The 24510-nt window shown below is 71.9% G+C and carries 20 protein-coding genes; 11 read left to right on the forward strand and 9 right to left on the reverse strand.

Features of this window, described 5'->3' with window-relative positions; all coding sequences use genetic code 11:
* Positions 1-8: 8 nt before the first annotated feature.
* The 3 genes from DEJ35_RS02075 to DEJ35_RS02085 form a co-directional block, all read right to left on the reverse strand.
* Complete coding sequence (locus tag DEJ35_RS02075; protein ID WP_258378409.1) at positions 9-1469, reverse strand: aspartate ammonia-lyase; 1461 nt, start codon at positions 1467-1469, stop codon at positions 9-11.
* Between the two features lie 944 nt (positions 1470-2413).
* Positions 2414-2710: a hypothetical protein gene (locus tag DEJ35_RS02080; protein ID WP_110859251.1), complete on the reverse strand. Its 297-nt coding sequence runs from the start codon at positions 2708-2710 to the stop codon at positions 2414-2416.
* Entirely contained in the window at positions 2710-3966 is a 1257-nt protein-coding gene (locus DEJ35_RS02085) for an inorganic phosphate transporter (protein WP_035807670.1), read from the reverse strand. Before DEJ35_RS02085 ends, DEJ35_RS02080 begins: the two co-directional genes overlap by 1 nt.
* 115 nt (positions 3967-4081) lie before the next feature.
* Between DEJ35_RS02085 and DEJ35_RS02090 the strand changes: the two genes are divergently transcribed.
* The 3 genes from DEJ35_RS02090 to DEJ35_RS02100 all read left to right on the forward strand — a co-directional run bounded on the left by DEJ35_RS02090 (position 4082) and on the right by DEJ35_RS02100 (position 7834).
* Positions 4082-5770 carry a sodium:proton antiporter gene (locus DEJ35_RS02090; RefSeq protein ID WP_111191954.1) on the forward strand — a complete coding sequence of 563 codons (1689 nt, stop codon included), beginning with the start codon at positions 4082-4084 and terminating at the stop codon, positions 5768-5770.
* Positions 5771-5999: 229 nt separating this feature from the next.
* Positions 6000-7388 (forward strand): ABC transporter permease, encoded by a 1389-nt coding sequence (locus DEJ35_RS02095; protein WP_110859249.1) that lies wholly within the window; start codon positions 6000-6002, stop codon positions 7386-7388.
* 158 nt (positions 7389-7546) lie between these two features.
* Positions 7547-7834: a hypothetical protein gene (locus DEJ35_RS02100; protein ID WP_027464737.1), complete on the forward strand. Its 288-nt coding sequence runs from the start codon at positions 7547-7549 to the stop codon at positions 7832-7834.
* 38 nt (positions 7835-7872) lie between these two features.
* Here DEJ35_RS02100 and DEJ35_RS02105 read toward each other — a convergent pair whose 3' ends face one another.
* Positions 7873-8397 carry an 8-oxo-dGTP diphosphatase gene (locus DEJ35_RS02105; protein WP_181420004.1) on the reverse strand — a complete coding sequence of 175 codons (525 nt, stop codon included), beginning with the start codon at positions 8395-8397 and terminating at the stop codon, positions 7873-7875.
* A 64-nt stretch (positions 8398-8461) separates the two neighbouring features.
* Here DEJ35_RS02105 and DEJ35_RS02110 point away from each other — a divergent pair, with 64 nt between their 5' ends.
* Together DEJ35_RS02110 and DEJ35_RS02115 are read left to right on the forward strand one after the other, a co-directional pair.
* Entirely contained in the window at positions 8462-8812 is a 351-nt protein-coding gene (locus DEJ35_RS02110) for a tryptophan synthase subunit alpha (protein ID WP_027464736.1), read from the forward strand.
* 76 nt (positions 8813-8888) lie between these two features.
* Positions 8889-9779, forward strand: coding sequence for an aminodeoxychorismate lyase (locus DEJ35_RS02115; RefSeq protein WP_111123106.1), 891 nt, complete (start codon positions 8889-8891; stop codon positions 9777-9779).
* A 168-nt stretch (positions 9780-9947) separates the two neighbouring features.
* Here DEJ35_RS02115 and DEJ35_RS02120 read toward each other — a convergent pair whose 3' ends face one another.
* Positions 9948-11147, reverse strand: coding sequence for an amidohydrolase (locus DEJ35_RS02120; RefSeq protein ID WP_111123105.1), 1200 nt, complete (start codon positions 11145-11147; stop codon positions 9948-9950).
* Positions 11148-11362: 215 nt separating this feature from the next.
* Here DEJ35_RS02120 and DEJ35_RS02125 point away from each other — a divergent pair, with 215 nt between their 5' ends.
* Both DEJ35_RS02125 and DEJ35_RS02130 read left to right on the forward strand, forming a co-directional pair.
* Positions 11363-12472 (forward strand): Fic family protein, encoded by a 1110-nt coding sequence (locus DEJ35_RS02125; protein WP_181435472.1) that lies wholly within the window; start codon positions 11363-11365, stop codon positions 12470-12472.
* 29 nt (positions 12473-12501) lie between these two features.
* The gene (locus DEJ35_RS02130; RefSeq protein ID WP_111191955.1) at positions 12502-14673 is read left to right on the forward strand and encodes a S9 family peptidase; all 2172 of its coding nucleotides are present in this window, start codon (positions 12502-12504) and stop codon (positions 14671-14673) included.
* A gap of 124 nt (positions 14674-14797) precedes the next feature.
* On the opposite strand, the gene DEJ35_RS02135 is transcribed toward DEJ35_RS02130, so the two are convergent.
* On the reverse strand, positions 14798-16327 hold the full coding sequence (locus DEJ35_RS02135; RefSeq protein ID WP_071405572.1) for a CYTH domain-containing protein: 1530 nt from the start codon (positions 16325-16327) through the stop codon (positions 14798-14800).
* Positions 16328-16385: 58 nt separating this feature from the next.
* Between DEJ35_RS02135 and DEJ35_RS02140 the strand changes: the two genes are divergently transcribed.
* A complete protein-coding gene (locus DEJ35_RS02140) occupies positions 16386-16658 on the forward strand; it encodes a mycoredoxin (RefSeq protein ID WP_110859243.1) in 273 nt (90 codons plus the stop codon).
* 121 nt (positions 16659-16779) lie between these two features.
* On the opposite strand, the gene DEJ35_RS02145 is transcribed toward DEJ35_RS02140, so the two are convergent.
* Together DEJ35_RS02145 and DEJ35_RS02150 are read right to left on the reverse strand one after the other, a co-directional pair.
* Positions 16780-18906, reverse strand: a complete 2127-nt coding sequence (locus DEJ35_RS02145) for a DEAD/DEAH box helicase (protein ID WP_071245021.1) — start codon at positions 18904-18906, stop codon at positions 16780-16782.
* Between the two features lie 452 nt (positions 18907-19358).
* Complete coding sequence (locus DEJ35_RS02150) at positions 19359-20603, reverse strand: phosphotransferase enzyme family protein (RefSeq protein ID WP_111123102.1); 1245 nt, start codon at positions 20601-20603, stop codon at positions 19359-19361.
* An 80-nt stretch (positions 20604-20683) separates the two neighbouring features.
* Between DEJ35_RS02150 and DEJ35_RS02155 the strand changes: the two genes are divergently transcribed.
* Positions 20684-21778, forward strand: coding sequence for an aromatic acid exporter family protein (locus DEJ35_RS02155; protein WP_111123166.1), 1095 nt, complete (start codon positions 20684-20686; stop codon positions 21776-21778).
* Positions 21779-21788: 10 nt separating this feature from the next.
* On the opposite strand, the gene DEJ35_RS02160 is transcribed toward DEJ35_RS02155, so the two are convergent.
* Complete coding sequence (locus DEJ35_RS02160; RefSeq protein ID WP_111191956.1) at positions 21789-22103, reverse strand: hypothetical protein; 315 nt, start codon at positions 22101-22103, stop codon at positions 21789-21791.
* Positions 22104-22298: 195 nt separating this feature from the next.
* Here DEJ35_RS02160 and DEJ35_RS02165 point away from each other — a divergent pair, with 195 nt between their 5' ends.
* Positions 22299-22976 carry a response regulator transcription factor gene (locus DEJ35_RS02165; RefSeq protein ID WP_017885962.1) on the forward strand — a complete coding sequence of 226 codons (678 nt, stop codon included), beginning with the start codon at positions 22299-22301 and terminating at the stop codon, positions 22974-22976.
* A complete protein-coding gene (locus DEJ35_RS02170; RefSeq protein WP_111123101.1) occupies positions 22973-24484 on the forward strand; it encodes a cell wall metabolism sensor histidine kinase WalK in 1512 nt (503 codons plus the stop codon). The genes DEJ35_RS02165 and DEJ35_RS02170 overlap by 4 nt, the downstream gene beginning before the upstream one ends.
* Positions 24485-24510 lie beyond the last annotated feature (26 nt).

Consider the following 24510-nt stretch of genomic DNA (forward strand, 5'->3'; position numbering starts at 1 on the left):
GCCCCGCGTCAGCGCTTGCGTGCCTCGGCGTCCAGCATCTCCTCCGTGATGATCGGGATCGCGCCCGTCGCCAGCTCGATGCCCGACAGCCGCGCCGGGCTGAGCACCCGCATGACCTGGTCCTCCTCCATCAGCCCCGCGGCCACGACGAGCGTCGAGATCGGCGTCGAGGTGGTCAGCGCCGTGTGCGCGATCGACGCCGCCGCGGCGTACCCGATGTACGGCGTGAGCGCGGTGACGACGCCGACGTTCGTGTCGACCTGGGCCGCGAGCTTCGCCTCGTTCGCCTCGATGCCGACGACGCAGTGCTCACGCAGGGTCGCGCAGCCGCGGGACATCCACTGCAGCGACTGCAGGATCGAGTGGGCGATGATCGGCTCGAAGGCGTTGAGCTGCAGCTGCCCGCTCTCCGCCGCCATCGTCACGGTGGTGTCGGCCCCGGCGACCGCGTAGGCGATCTGGTTCACGACCTCGGGGATCACCGGGTTGACCTTGCCCGGCATGATCGACGAGCCGGCCTGGCGAGCCGGCAGGGTGATCTCGCCGAGACCCGCCTGCGGACCGGACGACAGCAGCCGCAGGTCGTTGCAGATCTTCGAGAGCTTCGCGGCGCTGCGCTTCACGGTGCCGGACAGGGTCATGAACGAGCCGGCGTCGCTCGTCGCCTCGATGAGGTCGGGGGCGGTGACGACGTCGATGCCGCTCGCCTCCTGCAGCTGCCGACGGACCTCGTCGCGGTAGAGCGGGTCCGCGGTGATCCCGGTGCCGATCGCCGTCGCGCCCAGGTTCATCTCGGCGAGCAGCGGCATCACCTTGCGGAGCAGGTCCGCGTCCTCCTGGATCGTGTGCGAGAAGCCGGTGAACTCCTGCCCGAGGGTCATCGGCACCGCGTCCTGCAACTGCGTCCGGCCCACCTTCAGCACGTCGGCGAAGGCGCGGCCCCGCTCGGCGAACGCCGCGGAGAGCTCTTCGAGCTGCACGATCAGACGGCGGACGCCGAAGATCATCGCGATCTTGATGCTCGTCGGGTACGTGTCGTTCGTCGACTGGCTGCGGTTCACGTGGTCGATCGGGTGCAGGTACGCGTAGTCGCCCCGCTCCCGTCCGAGGAGTTCGAGCGCCCGGTTCGCGAGCACCTCGTTCGTGTTCATGTTCGTGCTCGTCCCCGCGCCGCCCTGCACGACGTCGACGACGAACTGCTCGCGGAAAGCCCCGTCGCGGACCTCCTGCGCCGCGCGGTCGATCGCATCGGCGCGCTCCTCGTCGAGGACACCGATCGCCCGGTTCGCCCGCGCCGCAGCCTGCTTCACCGTGACGAGCGCCTCGATGAGGTCCGGGTACACGGCGATCGGAACGGAGGTGATCGGGAAGTTCTCCAGTGCCCGCAACGTGTTGATGCCCCAGTACGCGTCGTTCGGGACCTCCCGTGATCCCAGCGAGTCGCTCTCGGTCCGCGTCGTCGTCGTCACAGGTGCCTCCTCGTTGCCGGTCACACGTCGAGGCTAGTCCCGTCCGTCCGGCCGGTCCGGGAACGCGCCGGGGCTGGTGGGACCGGCGGCGTTCCTGCGCGAGCGGGCGGAATACCGGGGTCGCCTCGGCACCGCACGCGGGCGTTTCGCCCGCTCGCCACGCGACGGCCTGGAGGCCCGGTGCCAGCCCGCCACGGGCCTCCCGTCGCTTCGTGAGCAGAAGATGTCGGGTCCCAGACGGCGACCCGACATCTTCTGCTCACCGCACGCGCCGCCTGCGCGAGCGGGCGGAACACCGGGGTCGCCTCCGCGACGCACGCGGGCATTTCGCCCGCTCGCCACGCGACGGCCTGGAGGCCCGGTGCCAGGCCGCCACGGGCCTCCCGTCCGACCCGCGGTCACGCCCGGCCGCGAGCGGGCGAAAGACCGGGGTGCCCGCGCGCGAAGACGCGGGCATTTCGCCCGCTCGCGCCAGGGGCGCACGCCCGAGGTGGGCGCCCTCACACTTCGTGAGCGGAACGGGTCGGCTCGCCGACCGCGACCCGACATCTCCTGCTCACCAAGAACGCGCCGCCCGCGCGAGCGGGCGGGATACCGGGGTCGCCTCCGCGGCGCACCGCGGCATTTCGCCCGCTCGCCACGCGACGGCCTGGAGGCCCGGTGCCAAGCCGCCACCGGCCTCCCGTCCGACCCGCGGTCACGCCCGGCCGCGAGCGGGCGAAAGACCGGGGTGCCCGCGCGCGAAGGCGCGGGCATTTCGCCCGCTCGCACCGTGCTCACGCCTGGGCGCCCTCGCGCACACGTCGTGAGCAGAACGGGTCGGCTCGCAGACCGCGACCCGGCCGCTTCTGCTCCCGAAGTGCGCAGTTCGAGCAGCGGACGCAGAAGACGCCGGGTCGCGAGGGGCGACCCGGCGTCTTCTGCTCACCCGGTGAGCGTGCCCGTCAGTGGAACTGCGGGACGATGAGGTAGATGCCGTAGAGCACGACGGCGCCGCACACGACGAAGCACGCGATGGCCGCGGCACGGAGCGCACGTGCGGCCGCCGAGGCTCCGGCCGGGTTCGGGAAGCCGGCGGTGGCCGGGCCGATCGTGCCGTCGTCCTTCACGGTGAACTTGCCTTCGCGGGTGTCGGCGGCGCTCCAGAAACGGAGGCCGACCGAGTACACGGCGACGACGAAGCACGACGAGACCACGGCGACGAGCGCCACGGTGAGGAATGCGAACCAGTCGATGCCCATCAGCGACGGCCTCCCTTGCGGGCCGCCATGCGACGGAGCGTGCGCTCGCGGCTCAGTTCGGCGCGACGCTGGGCGACCGCGTCGGCACGCTTCTTGCGCTGCATGTCACGCAGCTCCTTGCGGGTCAGGACCGCGTTCGCGGCGACGTCGACCTCGATCGCGGAGGCCTGCTCGTGCGGCTTGCGGAGCGACCACAGGTACAGGCCGAGGATGACGACGGCTCCGATCACGGCGTCGAGCACGAGCCCGATGACGCCGAGGCGGGCGATGCCCGAGGCGACCGCACCGACCGCGGCGGCCGCGGGCAGGGTGATGAACCAGGCGATGACGATCTTGCCGGCGGTCGACCACTGGATCTTCGAGCCACGACGGCCGAGCCCGGCACCGATGATGGACCCCGAGGACACCTGCGTGGTCGACAGCGCGAAGCCGAGGTGGCTGGAGGCGAGGATCGTCGCGGCGGTCGAGGCCTCGGCGGCGAAGCCCTGCGTCGCACGGATCTCGGTGATGCCCGAGCCGAGGGTGCGGATGATGCGCCAACCGCCGGTGTAGGTACCGAGGGCGATCGCGAGGGCACAGGCGACGACGACCCAGAACTGCACGCCCTGGTTCGACGACTGCGCGCCCGAGGCGATGAGGGTCAGCGTGATGACACCCATCGTCTTCTGCGCGTCGTTGGTGCCGTGTGCCAGGGACACCATCGAGCTGGTGAAGACCTGTCCGATGCGGAACCCGCCGCGCTCGTTCGGGAACACCGGACGCTTCGTGATCCGGTACGCGATGCGCGTCGACAGGAACGACACGAGCGCGGCGATCACGGGCGAGGCGAACGCCGGGATGATCACGACCGTCAGCAGCGCGACGTAGTTGACCGACTGGAACCCGGCGCCGACGATCGCGGCACCGATCAGCCCGCCGAACAGTGCGTGCGACGACGACGACGGCAGCCCGCGGAGCCACGTGATCATGTTCCAGACGACTGCCCCGATCAGGCCCGCGAAGATCATCTCCGGGCTGATGGCGACGCCACCGGGCCCCTCGTTGATCAACCCGTGCGAGATCGACGTCGCCACGGCGGTGCTGAGGAACGCACCGACCAGGTTGAGCACCGCAGCGACGGTGACCGCCACCTTGGGCTTCATGGCGCCGGTCGCGATCGGGGTCGCCATCGCGTTGGCGGTGTCGTGAAAACCGTTTGTGAAGTCGAAGAAGAGGGCCAACGCGATGACCAGGACGACTATGAGTGTGATGTCCACCGCGGGCAAGTGTCCCAGGCGTCGGCCCTTCGAGCAAACCTGATCGGCAACCTGTCGTTCACCGCAGCTTCACACTCGTTCAGCTTCGGAACCATGCCGATGGGAGAATGCGTCCATGGACACCGCTGAGCTCCTCATCCTGCTGATCGGATCGCTCGCGGTGACGGGGTTCGCCCGGGCCAAGGGACTCCCCGCTCCACTGCTCGTCACGGCGGTCGCCCTGGCCGCCTCGTTCCTGCCCGGGCTGCCGCCGATGGAGATCGACTCCGAGGTCATCCTCACGGTGATCCTGCCGCCGCTGCTCTACTCGGCCGCCCTCGACGTGTCGTGGCAGAGCTTCCGCGGCTCGATCAAGCAGATCCGACGGCTCGGCATCTTCCTGGTGATCGTCACCGCCCTGGTCGTCGGCGGGGTGGCGTACCTGCTCATCCCGGACATGACCCTGCCTGCGGCGATCCTGCTCGGCGCGATCGTCGCGCCGCCGGACGCCGTGTCCGCCGCCGCGATCGGTCGGAAGCTCGGACTGCCCCGGCGCGTCATGACCGTGCTGTCCGGCGAGAGCCTGATCAACGATGCGGCCTCGCTGACCCTGGTGCGGGTGTTCACGCTCATCATCGCGGGCACGTCACTGACGATCTGGCAGGACCTCGGCATCTTCGGCCTGGCGATCGGCGTCGGTCTGGTCGTCGGCATCGCGCTCGGCGTCGTCGTGCACTGGATCCGGATGCGCATCAACGACCCCGTGGTCGAGACGATCATGAGCATCCTGCTGCCCTTCGTCGCCTACATCCTCGCCGAGGACCTGTCCGGCTCCGGGGTCATCTCGGTCGTCACGGCCGGCCTGTACATCGGCTACAACTCGCCCAAGGAGGGCTACGCCACCCGCCTACAGGAGCGTCCGCTCTGGACGAGCATCGACGTCATCCTCGAGGGCTTCGTGTTCGCGCTCATCGGCCTGCAGCTCAACACCGTCGTGCAGGACCTGGTCGAGAGCGAGCGGAGTCTCGGGCAGACGCTCACCGCTGCGGCCGTCGTGCTCGTCGTCGTGATCCTGGTGCGGCCGCTGTTCGTGTTCGAGTCCTACGCGCGCAACCGCATCAACGGGAAGTGGCTCCGGCCGCTGCGGATCAAGCTGTCCCGCGGACACCCGTCGCTGCGGTGGATGCGCGGTTCCGCCGAGCCGAAGCTCAACTGGCGGGAGCTCACCGTCATCTCGTGGACGGGCATGCGCGGTGTGGTGACCCTGGCGGCTGCGGTGTCCGTCGTCGCGAGCCCCACGCAGATCCCGGCGCAGGACACGATCTTCATCATCGCCTTCTTCGTCACCGTCGGCACCCTGCTGCTGCAGGGACTCACCCTGCCGTTCGTCATCCGCGCGCTCAAGGTGCAGGACCCGGCCGAGGGCGAGGAGGACGTGCGCAGCGAGATGCGGCTCAACCAGCGCACCACCGAGGCCGCGATCGAGCTGCTCGAGAAGCGGCGTCCGGCGTGGGCGAAGCAGTACGGCTCGGAAGCCGTCGACTCGGTGGTGAACCGGCTGAAGGCGCGACTCGAGCGTCAGGCCGAGACGTTCCGTCAGGACGCCGAGGAAGAAGAGGACGAGGGGCGGAACGTCGCACTGCGCCTGCGTGGCTCGCAGATCCAGGACATCCGGCGCGAGCTCCTCGACCGCCGCCGCGAGATCGTGCTCGAGGAGCGGGAGAAGGGGAACCTCGACGAGGAGGTCATGCGCCGCGTGCTCGTGACCCTCGACGCCGAGGAACTCGCGATGGACTCGGCGCAGGCGTCGCGCAGTCGCTCCTGAGCACCCCGGGCGTATCCTGGCGCTCCGATCGAGAGCAGGAGCAGAGCGCCGAGTGAGCACGCCGCGGAACGACGTCCCCAGGAACGACGACGGACCGGAGCGCCCCGGCGGTTCCCGACCCACGCCGCCGAAGCCGCGCGGGACCCGCCCCTCGGCACGTGGGACCAAGCCGCGTCGTGGTGGCAAGGTCGCCGGGCACGCGCGTTCGGTACCCCGACGACAGGCTCCGGTGCCCGCGCCCCAGCAGCACGGCGCCTACCGCCGGTGGTACTCGACCCTGCACCCGTCGCTGCAGTTGATCGGCCTGCAGCTCTGGATGCCGCTGTTCTTCATCGTCGGGTTCTGCCTGTGCTACGTCTTCGCGTTCCACGCCCCGCATCCGCACGACGTCCCGATCGCCCTGATCGGCAGCGACCCGGCGTTCGTCCAGGCGGTGCAGCAGGCGTTGCCCGGCGAGTTCGTGTTCCACTCGTACGACTCGCTCGCGCAGGCGAAGCGCGACGTGGTGGGCGGCTCGATGGCGGTCGCGTACGACCCCGCTGCGAACGAGTTCTTCAAGGCGAGCGCGCACCAGTTCCAGGTCGCGAGCCTCGTACCGGCCACCCTCACCGCGGTGCTGACCGGCCTGGGCGTCGCGACCCCGAAGGTCACCGAGCTCGCGCCCCTGCCGGCGTGGGACGAGTACGGCACCGTCGCGATGTACGTCATGCTCGCGTGGTGCATCGGCGGCTACATGGTCGCGATGTTCATCGGCATCATGGGCGGCCCGCTCCGGCACCGCACACGGATGACGGTCATCGTGGTCGGCGGCCTCGTCATCTCGCTCATCACGAACACGCTCGCCGGGCCGGTGCTCGGTGCCATCCACGGGCACTGGATCCAGCTCGTGCTCATCGCGTGGGGCTGGATCGTGGCGATCGGCCTGGCGGTGAACGGCCTGAGCTACTTCGTCGGCCGGTTCATCGCCGCGCCCGCGATGATCTGTTTCGTCTTCCTGTCCATGCCCTCGTCCGGCGGCGCCTACCCGAAGTGGTTCATGCCCGAGCCCTTCGCCTGGCTGAACAACGTCGTCGTCGGCTCGAGCATGGTCGACATGATCAAGCACCAGGTCTACGGCGTCGGCCCCGGCCCGGCCCGCGGCCTGATCACGATGGCCTGCTACGCCACGGCCGGCCTGGTGCTGATGTACTTCGGCAAGAAGTGGTGGGAGCGCCGACGGATCCGGGCGATCGTCACCGGCAGGACCACGATGTTCCAGGACGCCAACACCGCCAACCGCGAGTTCCTCGGTGGGCAGCGCGACGCCGAGCTCGAGCGCCACGGCCTGACCTCCACCGAGACCGGCACCCTGAGCGTGCTGCGCGACGACGACTGGGAGGACGACCGCACCGGCGGCGACGTCTTCACCGGCGGTCGCGACGGCCTGGAGCCGGACGCGACACCGACCGGTCGCATCGCCGTGCAGCGCCCCGGGGACCGCACCGGCCCGGTGCAACGGCCAGGAGGCGCGGGGACCGGACCGCGCACGCGTCCCGTCCCACGCACCGAGGGCTCCAGGGCGTCGGCTCGGTCCGACACGTCGGACGAGCCGCCGCACGGCCGGCACGCGGACCGGTAGCTCGTTCCTGACGGTCGCACCGCTCGCGCAGACCGACTGCTTGCGCATGTTCCGACAGTGCACCAGTCGAACGACGCGAGTTCTGTCGCATGATGCGCGTGCATCATCCGTGCCGGCACGCGGATCGGTGAGGTGCCGCTGACGCGTATCCTGATCGGATGAACCCGCGCATCACCTGGCACCGCGTCCTCATCACCGTCGTCGTCGTGTTCCTCGTGCTGACGGTCGGCTTCTACGCCGCGAGCGTCCTGCTCGCGCCCGCCGACGGCCGCGGCACCGCCGGGCTGTTCGTCGGGTGGGCGATGTTCTCGATGATCGGCGCGATCGTCGTCGGCATCATCGACTTCTTCGTGCGACCCCTGGGTGGCCGGAGCGGCGACGCCGACGTCATGGCCGCCGCCGAGGAAGCGCGCACCGGCAGCACCCGCACCCAGCAGCCGCGCTAGCCGCTGGCCGCTGGCCGCTGGCCGCTGGCCGCTGGCCGCTAGTCTCCCGCGTCGACGCCGACGCCCGTCCCGGTGAACCCGGCGACCGTCGCGTCGTCCTCGGCGAACGTGAACCGCGCGCGGACGCTGCCGCCGGCGAGCACCCCCGGCAGCCAGTAGCGGGCGTCGTCCCACATCGCGTCGTAGGGCACGGTGTCGACGGGGATCCACCGCGGCTCCAGTTCGTCCGAGCCCGACGGGTCGCCCTGCCAGCGGCGGCAGACGAAGACGTCCGAGACCTGGGACCAGGACGGTCGGTACGGGAACCGGTAGTCCAACGTGCCACGGGCCTCCAGGTCGACCGCGTCGAGCCGCAGGCCGACCTCTTCTCGCACCTCGCGCACGGCGGTCTCGACCGCCGACTCACCGGGCTCGCGCTTGCCGCCGGGGCCGACCAGACGGCCCGTGCCGAGGCCGCGGCGCTTCTCCCCCAGCAGCACCTCGGGGCCTGACTCGCCGTCGCGCAGCAGGTACACGACCACCACCCGGGGATGCTGGGACTTGCTCTCGTCGCGAAGGGTCACGCGTCCAGTGTGACCGATGGAGTGTCGTACGCTTTCCCCATGGCAGGCGTGCTGCGGGGGCACCATGGCTGAGCCCCGCAGGACCGGGCGCAGCCTCGAAGTGCTGCGCGCCGAGGCCGCCGAGGAGATCTCGATGCTCGTCGAGCACCGGAGCCGTCAGGGCGAGGACCCGTGGGAGTTCATGCCGACGCTCCCCACCGTCGACGAGCAGGTCGTGCTGATCCTGCGCGCGGACGCCGTCGACCTGGACGAGGCGATCGGCAAGCGGCACGCGCAGTGGTCGAGCCACCCGGCGTCCGGGCAGGGCACCAGGCTCGGCGAGGAGTACCACCGGCTGCGCCGGATCGCGCTGCAGCACCCCGAGCTGACGCCCGCCGTGTGGAAGCTGCTCGGCGCCCTGCCCGAAGCGGGCTGACGCGCGCGCCGGCGCACGCACGCGCGCACACCGCGGCACCGCGCACGCACGCACCCGCGTGGGGTTGGATGGACGCATGACCGAAACCGTGCTCGCCGTCCTCAACCAGCCCTCCCGCGACGCCGCGCCGCACGACCCCGCGGCCGATGCCTTCACCTGGGCGAAGCCGCTCGAGGAGCACGTGCAGGTGCAGGACCTCGGCGTCACGCGCGGCGACGGCGTGTTCGAGACGATCACGGTGATCGACGGCCGGCCCCAGGCCCTCGAGGCGCACCTCGCCCGCTTCGGCCGCTCCGCCGCGATGCTCGACCTGCCCGCCCCCGACCCGGAGGCCTGGCGCCAGGCCATCGAGGCCGTCTGCGCCCGCCTCGACCCGGTGCGCGAGGCCTTCGCCAAGACCGTCCTGACCCGCGGCGTCGAGGGCACCGACCGCCCGACCGGGTGGGTCTACGCCGCGCCGTCGGGCGACTCCACGGCCGCACGCACCGAGGGCATCTCCGTCGTCGTCCTGGACCGCGGGTACCGGCACGACGTCGAGCGCACCTCGCCGTGGCTGCTGCAGGGCGCGAAGACGCTGTCGTACGGCGTCAACATGGCCGCCCTGCGCGAGGCCGTCCGCCGCGGCGCCGACGACGCCCTGTTCGTCTCGAGCGACGGCTACGTGCTCGAGGGCACGCGCGCCAACCTGATCATGAAGGTCGGCGACCGGCTCGTCACGCCCCGCACCGACATCGGGATCCTGGCCGGCACGACGCAGGCCGACGTGTTCCGTTTCGCCGAGGAAGCCGGCATCGAGACCGCCTACGAACTCGTCACGCTCGCCGACCTGGCGGCGGCGGACGCGCTCTGGCTCGTGTCGAGTGTGCGGCAGGCTGCGCCGATCCGTTCGGTGAACGGCGACGCACGTCCGATCGACGCCGAGCTCACGACGCGCATCAACGACTTCCTGCTGGCACGCGAGGTCTGAGCACGCGGCGCCCCCGGCGCGTGCTCCGCGCGCGTTTCGTGCTGAGCGACACGTCACGGGGCGGCGTGCGCGTGAGGTGTCGCGCACCGCGAAATGCGGCGTGGGTCCACGACGGACTGGAGGCGCGGTGCCAGCTGGCACCGCGCCTCCAGTTGCGTGTCGTGCTCGCTACCAGCGCGGCGTGGTGACGCCGGCTCCGTCGGCCCACGTGAAGACGGGCTCGCCGTCGATCCAGACGCGCGTCGCGCGGCTGGTCGCGTCGAGCGGGTCGCCGTCCCAGAGCACGAGGTCGGCGTCGTAGCCCTCGGCCAGGCGACCGACGCGGTCCCCGAACCCGAGGAACTCGGCCGGGTTGACCGTGAGCGCCTCGAGTGCGGTCTGGGCGGGCAGGCCCTCCTTCACGGCGGCGGTCGCCTGGTCGACGAGCATGTTGATCGGCACGACCGGCGCGTCCGTCGTGATGGCGACCCGGACACCGGCCGCCGCGATCGTGGCGAGGTTCGGGATGCCGCGGTCGCGGAGCTCGACCTTCGAGCGGCTGGTGAAGAGCGGGCCGTAGATGACCGGGATGTCCTTGGCGGCCAGCACGTCGGCGATCTTGTGCGCCTCGGTGCCGTGGTTCACGACGAGCCGGTAGCCGAACTCCTCGGACAGGCGGATCGCGGTGGCGATGTCGTCGTGGCGGTGGGTGTGCTGGTCCCAGACGAGCTCGCCGTCGAGCACCCGGACGAGCGTCTCCTTCGTCAGGTCGCGGGCGAACGGCTCGTCCTTCGCGGCGGCGGCGTCACGGGCGGCCCGGTAGTTCTGCGCCTCGACGAAGGCGTCGCGGATGACCTTCGCGACGCCGAGCCGGGTCGAGGGCGTCTGGCCCTTGCCGCCGTAGACGCGCTTCGGGTTCTCGCCGAGGGCGCTCTTCACGCTCACCGAGTCGGAGATGAGCTGCTCGTCGATCGTGCGGCCGCCCCAGGTCTTGATGGCGACGCTCTGACCACCGATCGGGTTGCCGGAGCCGGGCTTGACGACGATGCTCGTGATCCCGCCGGCGAGCGCGTCCCGGAAGCCCTCGTCGTCGATGTCGATCGCGTCGATCGCGCGGACGCCGGCCGTGTTCGGGGCGGTCATCTCGTTCGTGTCGTTGCCCGCCTCACCGTTGGCCTCCTCGTGGATGCCGACGTGGCCGTGCGCCTCGACGAACCCGGGCACCAACCACGAACCGGCTGCGTCGACCACGGGCATCCCCTCGGGCGGGGTCACGTCCGGACCGATCGCGGTGATCCGGCCGTCCTCGACGACGACCGCGCCGCCGTCGAAGGCGGGGGCGGAGACGGGGACGACGTGGGCACCGGTGATCGCGAAGGAGTTGCTCATGGCACCAACGGTACGCGGAGGGCGCGGTCGGGCTCCGGGCGGGCCTGAGGGCGAGCGGGCGAAACACCGATTCCTGGCGTCGAGCGTCCGGGCGGCCCTACCGTCGCGGGATGGCACACCACAGCGAGACCCGGCCTCCGCACGAGTGGCCCGTCCACCAGCATGCGGAGCGCCCGTGGCGGAGCGCAGTCCGCGGGTGCCGCGACGACCGTTTGGTGACCACCGTGCGGGTGTCGCTGCCCCCGTCCATCGCGAGGGCTCGGTGGACACCCGACGACGAGACCGTCGCGCTGCTCGACCGGAGCGCCACGGCCCTGCGCACCCTCGACGTCCGCCACGGCTCGCGGCTCGCACCGCTCGGGTCCGTGCTCGGCCGGACCGAAGCCGTCGCGTCGTCGCGGATCGAGGACGAGTCCGCGACGATCGACGACCTGGCACGGGCCCTCGTCGGCATCCGGGCGAACGCTGGTGCCACCGCGGTCGTCCGGGCCGGCGGCGCCGTCGAGCACCTGGTGTCCGGAGCGGACTCGGGCACCGTCACCGAGGCCTCCCTGCTCGAGGCACACCGCCTGCTGATGCGCGACGATCCGGTCGACGGACGGTACGCCGGCCGGTACCGCGAGGTGCAGAACTGGATCGGCGGCGGCGCCACACCCCGCGACGCCGTCCACGTGCCACCGCCGCCCGAGCTCGTGGCACCGCTGATGGCCGACCTGTTCGCGTTCGTGCACCGCGTGGACCTGCACCCGATCGCCCAGGCGGCGATCGCCCATGCGCAGTTCGAGTCGATCCACCCGTTCACCGACGGCAACGGTCGGATCGGGAGGGCACTGATCGGGGCCGTCCTGCGGCGACGCGGGGTGACGACGACGCTCACGGCACCGGTCGCCACCGCGCTCGCGGCGGACCGGCTGCGGTACTTCCGGCACCTGGAGCAGTTCCGCGACGGCCGGGTCACCGGGTTCGTGGTCGACCTGGCCCTCGCGATCGGGACGGTGTGCGACGAGGCGACGCTGAGCGCCCTGCTGCTCGCCGAGCACGACGCCGACCGGTCCGCCGGCCCCTGTGCCTCGGGCCCGCACGCCGTGGTCGGCCGGGCACTCGCCGACGACCCCGTCCTGACCGAAGCGCACCTGGACACCCTGCTCACCGCCGACGAGGTCGAGCGCGTCACGCACGACCTGGTGCTGGCGGGAGTGCTCCGTCCGGTCACCGGTCGACGCCGCGACCGCGCGTGGGTCGCACCCGCCGTGGTCGCCGAGCTCGAGGCGTTCGAGCAGCGGGTGCACGCCGCTGTGGGCGGGCGCGAGCGCACGGCGGCCTGACCGGGGGTGCGGGCGAATAGGGTGGGACGGTGAGCAACGAGCACACCGCATCCACCCCGCCCAGCGCCGCCAAGCGGCCCGTGACACGGACCCACCACGGCATCGACTTCGTCGACGACTACGAGTGGCTGCGGGACAAGGAATCCCCCGACACCCTGGCGTACCTCGAAGCCGAGAACGCCCACACCGACGCCGCGACCGCGCACCTCGCGCCGCTGCGGGACCGCATCTTCGCCGAGGTGAAGAGCCGCGTGCAGGAGACCGACCTCTCGGTGCCGGTCCGCATGGGCGACTGGTGGTACTTCACCCGCACCGCCGAGGGCAGCCAGTACGGCGTGCACTGCCGCACACCCATCGCCGGCCGCGACGACTGGACACCGCCCGCCGTCGTCGAGGGCGAGTCGACGCTCCCCGGCGAGCAGGTGGTCCTCGACGGCAACGCGCTGGCCGACGGCCACGAGTTCTTCTCCCTCGGCACCTACGACATCAGCGACGACGGCACCCGCCTGGTCTACGGCATCGACGTCGAGGGTGACGAGCGGTACACCCTGCACGTGCGGGACCTGGCCTCGGGGACCGACCTCGGCGACGCCATCCCGAACACCGGGGCCGGCGCCACCTTCGACCCGGCCGGACGCTACGTGTTCTACCCCACGGTCGACGAGTCCTGGCGTCCGGACAAGATCTGGCGGCACACGGTCGGCACCGCGGCGTCCGAGGACGTCCTGGTGTTCGAGGAGCCCGACGACCGCTACTGGGTCGGTGTCGGTGTCACCCGCTCCTCGCAGTACATCGTCATCGAGCTCGGCTCGAAGATCACGTCCGAGGCGCACGTCCTCGACGCCGCGGACCCGACGGGTGAGTTCCAGGTCGTCTGGCCCCGTCGCGAGGGCGTCGAGTACGAGATCGAGCACGCCATCGTCGGCGGCAGCGACCGGTTCCTGGTGCTGCACAACGACGGCGCCGAGAACTTCGAGCTCGTCGACGTCCCCGCCGACGATCCGACGTCCGAGCGTGACCGCCGCGTCGTCGTGGCACACCACACCGAGCGCCGCATCGAGTCGGTCGACGCCTTCGCCGGACACCTCGCCCTGGAATACCGGTCCGAGGCGCTCCCCCGCGTCGCGATCATCCCGATCGAGGGCGACGGCTACGGCGACGCGCACGAGGTCCCCTTCGACGAAGCACTGTTCTCGGCGGGTCTCGGCGGCAACCCGGAGTGGGAGCAGCCGACCCTCCGCATCGGGTACACGTCGTTCGTGACCCCCTCCGAGGTCAGCGACCTCGACCTGGCCACCGGCGAGGTCACCGTCCTGAAGCGCCAGCCCGTGCTCGGCGGCTACGACCCGGCCGACTACGTGCAGGAACGTGACTGGGCGACCGCGTCGGACGGCATCCGGGTGCCGATCTCGCTCGTCTGGCGTCGTGACGCCGTCGAGGACGGCACCCCGGCACCGCTGCACCTGTACGGCTACGGCTCGTACGAGCACTCGATCGACCCCGGTTTCAGCGTCATGCGCCTGTCGATGCTCGACCGCGGTGTCGTCTTCGCCGTCGCGCACGTCCGTGGTGGCGGTGAGCTCGGCCGGCACTGGTACGAGAACGGCAAGACCCTGACGAAGAAGAACACGTTCACCGACTTCGTCGCGGTCGCCGAGCACCTGATCGAGTCCGGCCGGACGAGCGCCGACCGGCTCGTGGCCGAGGGCGGCAGCGCGGGCGGGCTCCTGATGGGTGCGGTCGCCAACCTCGCACCCGAGCGGTTCGCCGGCATCCTGGCCGCCGTGCCGTTCGTCGACGCGCTGACGAGCATCCTCGACCCGGACCTGCCCCTCACCGTCATCGAGTGGGACGAGTGGGGCGACCCGCTGCACGACGCCGAGGTCTACCGCTACATGAGCGAGTACACCCCGTACGAGAACGTTCGCGACGACGTGCAGTACCCGCGGATCCTCGCCGTGACCTCGATCAACGACACCCGCGTGCTCTACGTCGAGCCCGCGAAGTGGACCGCGAAGCTCCGCGAGGTCGGCGCGCCCGTGCTGCTGAAGACCGAGATGTCCGCCGGCCACGGTGGTGTCAGCGGTCGCTACGCATCGTGGAAGGAGCGGGCGTTCGAACTCGCCTGGCTGCTCGACGTGCTCGGGCTCGCCGACGAGACGCCCGCCGCCGCGACCGCCAACCCGATCGCCGCGGGCTGAGCCGCTCCGCGCACTCCGTGAGCAGAAGAGGTCGGGTCCGAACGCGGGACCCGACCTCTTCTGCTCACGAAGCAAACAGCGGCGAACAGCGGCGCAGGCGGCGCACGCAGCGCCCGCACCGCGCTCACACGCGGTTGAGCGCGTGCACCGCCTCGTCGTAGGACTCCTCGGCCAGGCGCACCCGGTCCCCCGCGAGCACCCCGTACCCGAACGTGCCCTCACCCCCGCGCTCCGCGATCGCCGCGTTCGCCCGCAGGATGTCGAGGGCGTGCAGGGACCGCACCCGTTCGGTCAGCACGTCGGCCGCGGTGCCGATCCGCTTCCACAGCGCGTGCGGGAACGCGTCGTCGCCGAGCACGTCCATCGCCATCCGGGCGCGCATCGTCTCCTGCCACGCGGCCTCGGTGGTGGTCCGGTCAGCGGCCTCGCGCTCGGCGGCGGTGTCCGAGGTGTCGTCGGCGACGGCGGCCCGGACGAGCTCGCGCACGCGCGGCTTCACGTCGGCGCCGACGTCCTGCGCGACCTGCTTCGGTGCGCGGAGCGACCACGCCGTCGGCGCCGGGCGCTCGGCAGCGTCGTCGAGGGCGTCGAGCAGTTCGAGGAACGGCTCGCCGTGCAGGAACGCGACGACGTCCCGCACCGCCTGGTCGCGACGTTCCCGGGTCGAGGCGAGGATGCGCTCACGGGTCATCGCGTCGACCAGGTCGTCCTGCGCCGGCGACGACGCCCGCGGCAGCCGGTCGATCAGGTACTCGGCCAGCGCCGCACGCGCGGTGACGCCCGCCAGGCCGTCCGCCGCCTCGGCGGCGCGGTCGACGGCCTCGCCGTCGGGGAACGCCGGGCGGTAGGCGCCCAGGATCGCGGCGATCTCGAGGGTGGTGTCGGCCGCCTGCCGGAGGTCGGCCGTGTCGCCGGAGCGGAGCCGGGCCTCCTGACCGAGCAGCGCGACACGCAGCTTGCGCACCCGCTTCGCCAGGATGCGTGCGGTCGTGCCCTTGGCCGGCTTCTCCTCGGTCTGGAGGCGCGGTGCCGGTGCTCCTGCCAGCCCACGTGCCAGCTTGGACGCGACGGCGGCGGGGCCGGCGCCGACGGCCGCGAAGCGCCCGTCGAGGGCCGCGAACAGCTCGTGGGCGATCTGCGGGTCGACGCCGTCGACGGTCTCGACCTCGACCTCGCGCCAGGTGCGCGGGGTCTCCGGAGCGTCGTCGTCGAGGCGCTGGGCGGTGACCTGGTCGTCGGCGAGCTCGGCGATCTGGTCGCCGTCCTCGTCGAGCAGTCGTGTGACGGTGCGGGTGGTGGTGATCCGGACGACGGGACGCAGCCCGCGGCCACGACGCTCCGTGAAGAGCGCGGCGAGGACCTCGTCGGGCACCGTGTCGGCGTCGTCGGTCAGGGGGAACTGCTGCTCGTGGCGGACCGTGTCCGACTCGGAGCGCTTGATGTGCCAGCCGGCGTCGGGGCCACCGGTGCGGCGGCGGACGGTCACCCGCGCGGCCACCAGGTCGTACCGCTCGGTGTCCCAGTAGGTCGCGTCCAGTTCGAACGGCTCCTGGTGCTCGGTGCGGAGGATGCCGCCCGCGCCGACGAGGTCGGGGAGGGCGCCGCCCTCGGGCAGGTCGTAGGTGCGCTCGATCTCGAGGTGCGTGTGGCTCACACGCTCTTGTCTACCAGGCACTGCGGGGTTTCCCCGCACCCGGGGTTAGCCTGCAGGGATGAGCGACACGATCACCCGCGAGCAGTTCACGCCCGGAGCCGGCGGCGTCACGATGTTCACCACCACGTGGTGCGGCTACTGCGCCCGGCTGAAGAACCAGATGTCGAAGGCCGGGGTGCCCTTCACCGAGGTCGACATCGAGCAGACCCCGGGCACGGCCGAGCTCGTCGCCGAGGTCAACGGCGGCAACCAGACCGTGCCGACGCTGGTGTTCCCCGACGGCTCGACGGCGACCAACCCGTCCCTGGCCGAGGTGCAGTCCCGCATCTGAGCGGTCGCGCCGCGGCACCCCTTCGCAGAACACCGGTGTTCACGCTCCGAACACGCGCATGACGCGGTTCAGTGCACGAACACCGGTGTTTTGCTGTCCGGAACAGCGCCGCGCGCCGGCCCTAGCCGCCGAGCGCCTCGGTCAGCAGCGCGGCCATCGCGTCGAGCTGGATGTCGCCGGAGTCGACGACCTCTTCGTCCGAACCGTCGAGCGCGCGGGCGGCCAGGGACGCCTTCGAGTCGATGAGCTCGGCGATCTTGGTGTCGATCGTCTGCGCGGCGATGATGCGCCACGCGGTGACGGGCTCTTCCTGCCCGATGCGGTGCACACGGTCGATCGCCTGGGTCTGTTCGGCGCTCGTCCACGACAGCTCGGCGAGCACGACGTTCGACGACACCTGCAGGTTCAGGCCCACCCCGGCCGCGGTCAGCGAGCAGACGATGACGGCGACGTCGGGGTCGTTCACGAACGAGTCGATCTCGGCCGTGCGCTGCGTCGGGGTCTGGTCGCCGCGGATCGTGGCGGTGCGCAGCCCGCGACGGGCGAACACCTCTTCCGCCTGGTCCATCACGTCGAGGTGCTTCGCGAAGAACACGACCTTGCCGACGTTCGAGGCGAGCTGTGCCGCGTAGTCGGCCGCGAGCTGGGCCTTGGCCCGGCCGATGCGGCGGACCATCGAGAACACGTTCTCGCCGGTCGACGAGGCGTCCTGGTCCTCGAGCTCCCAGCGCGCGACCTGGCGGACCAGCTTGTGGTCGATGCCGACGACCGGGTCCTGCCCGGTGCGGGCGTCGAGCGCCTGGTGGTAGCGCCGGACGAGCTTCGCGGTGAGCTCGCGCTCGGCGTCGCGGATGGAGCGGCCCTCGTCACCGTCGAGCTCGACGGGGATGTCGGCGATCCGGCGGGCCGGGATGTCCGCGGCGACGTCGACCTTGCGGCGTCGGACGATGCCCTGGTCGATGACGGCGCGGCGAGCCTCGACGAAGAAGCCGGGGTCGGCCGGCGTCAGGCCGATCTCCTCGAGCTCGTTCATGAGCTTCGCGCGCGGCTTCTTGTCGTCGATCCAGCCGAGGTACTCCCAGATGGTGCGGAAGTCCTCGACCGAGTTGATCAGCGGGGTACCGGTCAGCGCCATGAGCAGCGGCGCGGCGGTGCGCTGCCGGATGCGCTCGGCGATCTGCAGCACGAACCGGGCGCGCTGGGAGTCCTTGTTCTTGATGAAGTGCGCCTCGTCGACGACCATCCCCTTGAACCCGAAGTTGCCGAGCCACCCGGCGTGCCGGTCGAGGATCTCGTAGTTCACGATGACGATGTCGGCGAACCCGTCGAGGTCGTTGCCGTCCCCGTGGATCACCGTGGCGCGGTGGTTCGGCACCCAGCGCTCGGCTTCACGCGCCCAGTTCGTCTTCACGACGTTCGGCACGACGACGAGCAGCGGGAACGCGTTCGCGGCATCGGCGGCGAGCAGCGACTGTGCGGTCTTGCCGAGGCCGGGCTCGTCGGCGAGCAGGAACGTGCGGTGCCCCTGCGCCGCGGCGGCGACGAGTTCCGCCTGGTGCTTCATGAGCGTGGTGCCCGAGCGCGAGTGCAGCGTCGTGGGTTCCGGCAGCGGCATCGACGCCGCTCCCCCGCCCGCGCCGTACTCGAACGACTTGAACAGCGGTCCGAACAGTTCCCAGTTCGCCAGGCGACGCGGGTGCGCGACGGGCTGGTCGGCGAGGGCGAAGTCCGGCGGCATGAACGGGTTCGCGAGCTGGCGCTGCACGACCGCCTGCGGCACGACGGCCCGCACCGGGGTCTCGACCACCGCGGCGGGCTCGGACGCGATGACGAGGTCCTCCGGCTGCAGTTCCATGCCGCCGGCGATCATCATGTCGCGCTTGACCGCACGCGTCGCCTCGGACACCTGCACCTCTTCGGCGAGGAGCTGGATGACGCTGGTGTCGCGCGCCGCCGTCTTCGCCAGGATCGTGGCCACGCCGTCGAGCCGCTTGAGCTGCTCGGCGCGCTGCGCGTCGGTGAGCTCCGTGTCGGCCTTCACCCGCGCACGCTCTTCGCGCATGAGCAGGGCGACCGCCTGGAACTTCGTCCGGTTCGATGCCTTGAGCGGTCCGCGCTGCGCCGCGGCCTCGACCTCGCGCACAGCGCGGGCGAGGACGGGGATGACGCCGTCGTTGTCCAGCGGCCTGGTGCGACGTGACGCGGTCCGCGTCCCGCCGGCAGCTCGCCGGGTGCCTGATCGAGCCAACGCTCCTCCTGTTCCGCCCACACGTCGGGGCGATCCGCCCGTGGGGCGGGAAGTCCTGCACCGGGGCCTGGCGCGGCTCCGGTTCGGCTGCGGGCCACCGTGGCCCACCGCATCGCCGGTCCCCGCATCGGGACGTCCGGTGGACTCCCGCGAGCCGTTCCACACGAGCACCTGCCGGGAGCAGGTTCGGACGGTCCGCGCCGGGATCCGGCGTCGTCACACGCACGTGATGCCCCCTCGGGGCGGTCACGGCCCGGTCCCCGCGTCGATCAAGCGATCGACGGCTGCGTCCGGAATCGACGCGGCACGCGGGAACGCGGTGCGTGCGCGCTCAGTTTACTCCGGGACGACCGACAGAGGCGACCGGCGCGTTGCCCGCGCGCGTCGCGACGGCGGACGGGAGGCGCGATGCGGGCCCGACCCGCGCCTCCGGTCCGTCCTCCGGTCGTCTCTCAGACCTGCGGTGCGGACCGCGGGCGGGTCGAGCCACCGGTCGGGAGGCTCGGGGCCGCGTCCGCCAGGGCGGCCTGCGTCGCGGCGAGGAGCTGCTGGGCGGTCTGGATCCCGTTGGCGGAGCCGGTGGTCGCCTGGCCGCCGGCGTGGGCGAGCAGCTGGGCGCCGATGGCGGGTCCGATGCGGTCGGCCTCGCGCGGGTTGCGCGTGACCCAGTCGCGGGCGATCGCGTCGGCGAGGCGCTCGGCGGCGGCACCGCGCTCGGCGTCCCCGCGGGACCGGTGCCAGAGCCCGGTGACCACGAGGTGGGCGACGACGGCGCCGACGTCACGGACGGGGAAGCCCCAGCCCGCGGTGTCGATGTCGAGGAGGCCGGAGATGCGCCACGGCTCGTCCTCGTCGACGAACACCTGCTCCAGGTGCAGGTCGCCGTGCACGACCTGCTTGGTCGAACTCGACCAGCCGATGGAGCGGCGGCCGATGGCGTCGTACAGGCGGTCGATCTCCTCGGCGTCGCGCGGAAGCGCGGCGATGAGCGTGCGACGGTGCCAGTCGGCGTGGTCCATCGCGTCGGCGCGCGCCTGCTGGGTCATCGGGACGGTGGCGACCCGACCGCTCAGCGCGGCGAGCGACGCCACGAAACGCGGGTCGTCGGCGATGTCGAGGATGCGGCTGCCCGCGGGCACGCCGCGGATGCGCTCGAGCACGAGCAGGCCGTCGCCGCGGCTGGACAGCACGCGCGGCACCGGCAGACCGGCCGCGACGAACTGCTCGTGCGACTGCACGATCGGCGCGACCCGGTGCGGACGGACGATCTTCAGGAACAGGGTGCGCTCGGGGGCGTCGACGCGCACGACCGCGCGCTTGCCGGGCCGGTAGGCCGCCACGGTGAGCACCGGCTCCGTGACGGGCATGCCGAGCGTGGTCAGCAGCTCGGCGACGGCGTCGCGGTAAGTGACCTGCGGCAGCACCGGCAGGCCGGGATCGTTCGGGTACGCCCACACCGACACCGGGTCGCCCGTCGCCGGGTCGGTGACGATCGCGCTGTTCTGGTCGTGGGTGCCGCCGGTGTCGACGTAGGTCAGGACCGTGGCGCGCTGGCCGTTGCGGTCCACCGTGTCGACCTCGTAGCCGTACAGGTAACCGTTGCCCGAGGGCTCGACGGAGTGCGCCCGCGCGGCCACGACAGAGGTCCCGGAGCCGGCGAAGGCCTGCGGGATGACGCGCTCATGGTTGGGCCACACGAGATCAGTCAACAGTGTCGCGCGGGTTTCGTCGCGTTCGTGCACGGCTCGGCGCGGGGCCGGTGGCTACCGTGGTCGGTGTGAACCCGGTCGCGCGCCTCCGCAGCTCCAGTCGCACGCCGTTCCTGCAGGTCGTGAAGACCGCCGTCGCGGTGGTCGCCGCCGTGCTCCTCTGCCGCCTGGTCATCCAGGGGCCGTTCCCCACCTTCGCGGCGATCGCTGCCCTGCTCGTGGTCCAGCCGAGCATCAACCAGTCGTTCGTGAAGGGGCTCGAGCGGAGCGCCGGCGTGGTGATCGGCGTCGTGCTGGCCACCGGGTTCCACCTGCTGCTCGGCGACGGCGTCTTCGTCGTGCTGCTCGTCATCGTGCTCGCGATCCTCATCGCGTGGGCGCTCCGGCTCACCCCGACCTCGGCCACCCAGGTGGGGATCAGCGGGATGCTCGTGCTCACCGCCGGGGTCGTGACGCCGAACTACTCCGCCGACCGGGTCCTCGAGACCGTGATCGGTGCGATCGTCGCCCTCGTCGTGAACGCGCTCATCGTGCCGCCCGTGCTGCTCGAACCGGCGCACCTCGCCGTCGCCCGGCTCGCCCGCGACACCGCGGTGGCGTTCGAGCGGATCGCGATCGGCCTGACCGAAGGGTGGGACCGCGAGCGCTGGGACGAGGCGCTCGTCGCCGCCCGTGCACTGCGGCAGCAGCACGCCAAGGCCGAGGCGTCCCTGGGGTCGGCGCGCGAGTCCCTGACGATGAACCCGCGCGGCGGCCGGCACCGGACGATCCTCGACCGCGACGTGGCGATCACCGACCACCTGCGCGTCCTGGTGACCCGGGTCACCGGGATGACCCGGGCGATCCGCGACAACACCGCACCGGACCTGCGCGACGACCCGGTGGTGCACGGCATCGCCACCGAGGTGGCACGGATCGGTGCGGACGTCCGAGCACTCAGTGCGCGGGTCGAATCGACACGGCTCGACCCGGTGGACGGGCTCGGCCGGACGGACGCCAGCGCCTTCGGACCGGACGCCGAGCCGTGGGCCGAGGCCTCGGAGCCGGCGCTCACCGCGCCGCTCGAGGTGGTGCGCCCGAACTCCCGGCACTGGGTGCTCATCGGGGCGCTGCTCGAGGACATCCGACGGGTGCGTGGCGAGCTGCTCGGCGAGGACGACTAGTCGGTCCGCTTCAGCGCGCTGCGCAGGCCGCTTCCGACGCTGTCCGGACGACGTCCGACCAGATCACCGCGGTCGGCACGACGTCGGTCGCGGTCGCACCCGGGATGCCGGCGTCGGCGTACCGGCTGATCTCGGCGACGACGGCCTCGGTGCCGACCTCGCGTGCAGCACGGCTCGCCACGTCCGGCACCGCCGTCCGCAGCTCCGCGACCACGCGGTCGCGCGGAGCGTCCTCCAGCTGCGCGAGCGCGCCGATGCCCTTCCACGCGGCGTCCAGTTCGACGCGCAGGCGCACGATGGCCGGGTGGTCGATCGAGTCGTTCATGATCCCCCAGTGCGGGCGGCGCATCGGGTCGCGCTGTCCGCTGCCGGAGCCTAGCAACGAAGCAAGCCGCGCTCACGTCCCCAGGACGTGGGACAGACCGTTCTGCTCCGTCCTGTGACGAGATTCAGCGAGTCGGCCCCGGAGAACGGCCCTCCGCGCCGGTTCGATGCCACGATGGGTCCGAGGAGGTCCACTATGCGGCTGTTGGTGGTCGAGGACGACGACGAGATGCGTGCCCTGATGGAACGCGGACTCGCGGCCGAGGGGTACCGGGTCACGGCCGTCGAGAACGGTGTCGAGGCGCTCATCGCCCTCGGCGAGCAGGCGTTCGACCTGGCGGTCGTGGACGTGATGATGCCCGGCATGTCCGGCTTCGAGCTCGCCCGACGGATCCGTGAGCGCGAGGACCCCGTGCGGATCCTGCTCGTGACCGCGCGCGACGCCGTCGACGACCGCGTGTTCGGGCTCGACGCCGGTGCGGACGACTACCTCACCAAGCCCTTCGCCTTCGCCGAGCTCACCGCCCGGCTGCGTGCCCTCGGCCGTCGCGAGTCCGCCGGGGCGCCCCGCACGATCGAGGTCGGGGACGTGTCGATCGACTCCGAGGCGCGCCGCATCTCGATCAAGGGGCAGCGCGTCGCCGTGAGCCCCACCGAGTTCGCCCTGCTCCGACTGCTCGCCCGCTCCGCAGGCAGTGTCGTCGACCGCCCGAAGATCCTCGAAGAGGTCTGGGACGGTTCGCAGCACGTCGACCCGAACGTGGTCGAGCAGTACATCTCGTACCTCCGCAAGAAGCTCACCGCGCACGAGGCCACCGTCGCCATCGCCACGGTCCGCGGTCGCGGGTACCGCCTGGATCTGCTCGGGGCGTGAGCGGGGCCGACGACGCCCCACGATCGGACCGCCGACGCGGCGGTCCGATCCGGCCGCTGCGTCGGCTGTCGCTGCGTGCCCGGATCACGATCGGCTCGACGGCGATCGCCGCGATCGTCATCCTGCTGCTCGTCCTGGTGATGCGGTTCCAGGTGGTGAGCGTCGTCGCGAGTGCGACGCGCACGCTGCTCGACGCCGACGCCGACCCGTACGTCGCGACTCTCGAGGTCGACAGCGACCCCGACCTGTCGCCGCCGGGCAACGCGCAGCTCGTCGCCGTCGTGTCCCCGTCCGGCGAGATCGTGCTGTCGACGATGCCCGATCGTGTCGAGCAGGCGCTCGGCAGCCTGCGGTCCACCCCTGCCGGCACCTCGATCATCACCGTCTCCGGCTCGGAGTACCGCGTCGTGGTGGAGCACCCCGTCAACGAGGCCGGCCGCTGGACGGTTGTAGCCGCCCGCAACTCGCAGGCCGAGGCCATCGTCGTCGACGACCTCACGACCACCCTGTCGTTGACCGGTCTGGCCATCCTGCTCGCCTTCGGCGTGGCGTCCTGGGTGCTCGCGACCACCGCGCTGCGCCCGGTGAACCGGATGCGCCGCGAGGCCGAACGGCTCTCCGTCGCCCCGGAGCGTGCCGAACTGCCGGTGGGCCCTGCCCAGGACGAGCTGGCATCCCTGGCGACCACGCTCAACGCCTTCCTCGCCCGGACCCGGCAGGCGACCGAGCGCGAACGCCAGATGGTGTCGGACGCCAGCCACGAGCTCCGGACACCCCTGGCGATCCTGACGACCCAGCTCGACCTCGCCTCGCTCGACGGGAACGACGCCGCCGCCCTCGCCGCCCACATCGAACGCGCCAAGCACAGCGTCGCGCGGTTGTCGCGGCTGGCGAACGACCTGCTCGCGCTGTCGCGGATCGAGGAGTCGGAGCGCCGTGAACAGGACGGCGACCGGCGCCCCGAGACCGCGTGGTCGGACCTCGGCGACGAGGTGATGGCCGCGGTCGACCGCGTCCGGCTCATCGCCTCGGCGAAGGACGTCACCGTCGACTTCGACCTCGAGCCGCCCGTCGCCGTCGGCGGTTCCGGCCCGGGCATCGGCGGCGGCACCGTCGAACCGCGGTACCGGATCGACACCGGCGGGATGGCCCAGCTCGTGACGAACATCGCGGGCAACGCCGTGTCCGCACTCCCCCGCGGCGGCGGCATCTTCGTGTCCTGGCGGAGCACCGGCGGCGAGGGCGTGCTGCAGATCACCGACGACGGCCCCGGCGTGCCCGAGTCCTTCATCCCGGTGGCGTTCGACCGCTTCACCCGTCCGGACGAAGCCCGGACGTCCCGCCCGAACCCGGACCCGTCGACCGGTGTCGGAGCCCTGCCCGGCGGCTCCGGGCTGGGACTCGCGATCGTGCGTGCGGTGGCGGAACGAGCGGGAGGCACGGCGTCCCTCCGCAACGTGCCCGCCGGTGGGCTCGAGGTCACGGTCCGCCTGCCCGAGGTGCGCTGAGCACGACCGTTCACTCGGGCACGACC

The organism is Curtobacterium sp. MCPF17_051, from assembly GCF_003234595.1.
In the GTDB taxonomy this organism is placed as follows: Bacteria; Actinomycetota; Actinomycetes; order Actinomycetales; family Microbacteriaceae; genus Curtobacterium; species Curtobacterium flaccumfaciens.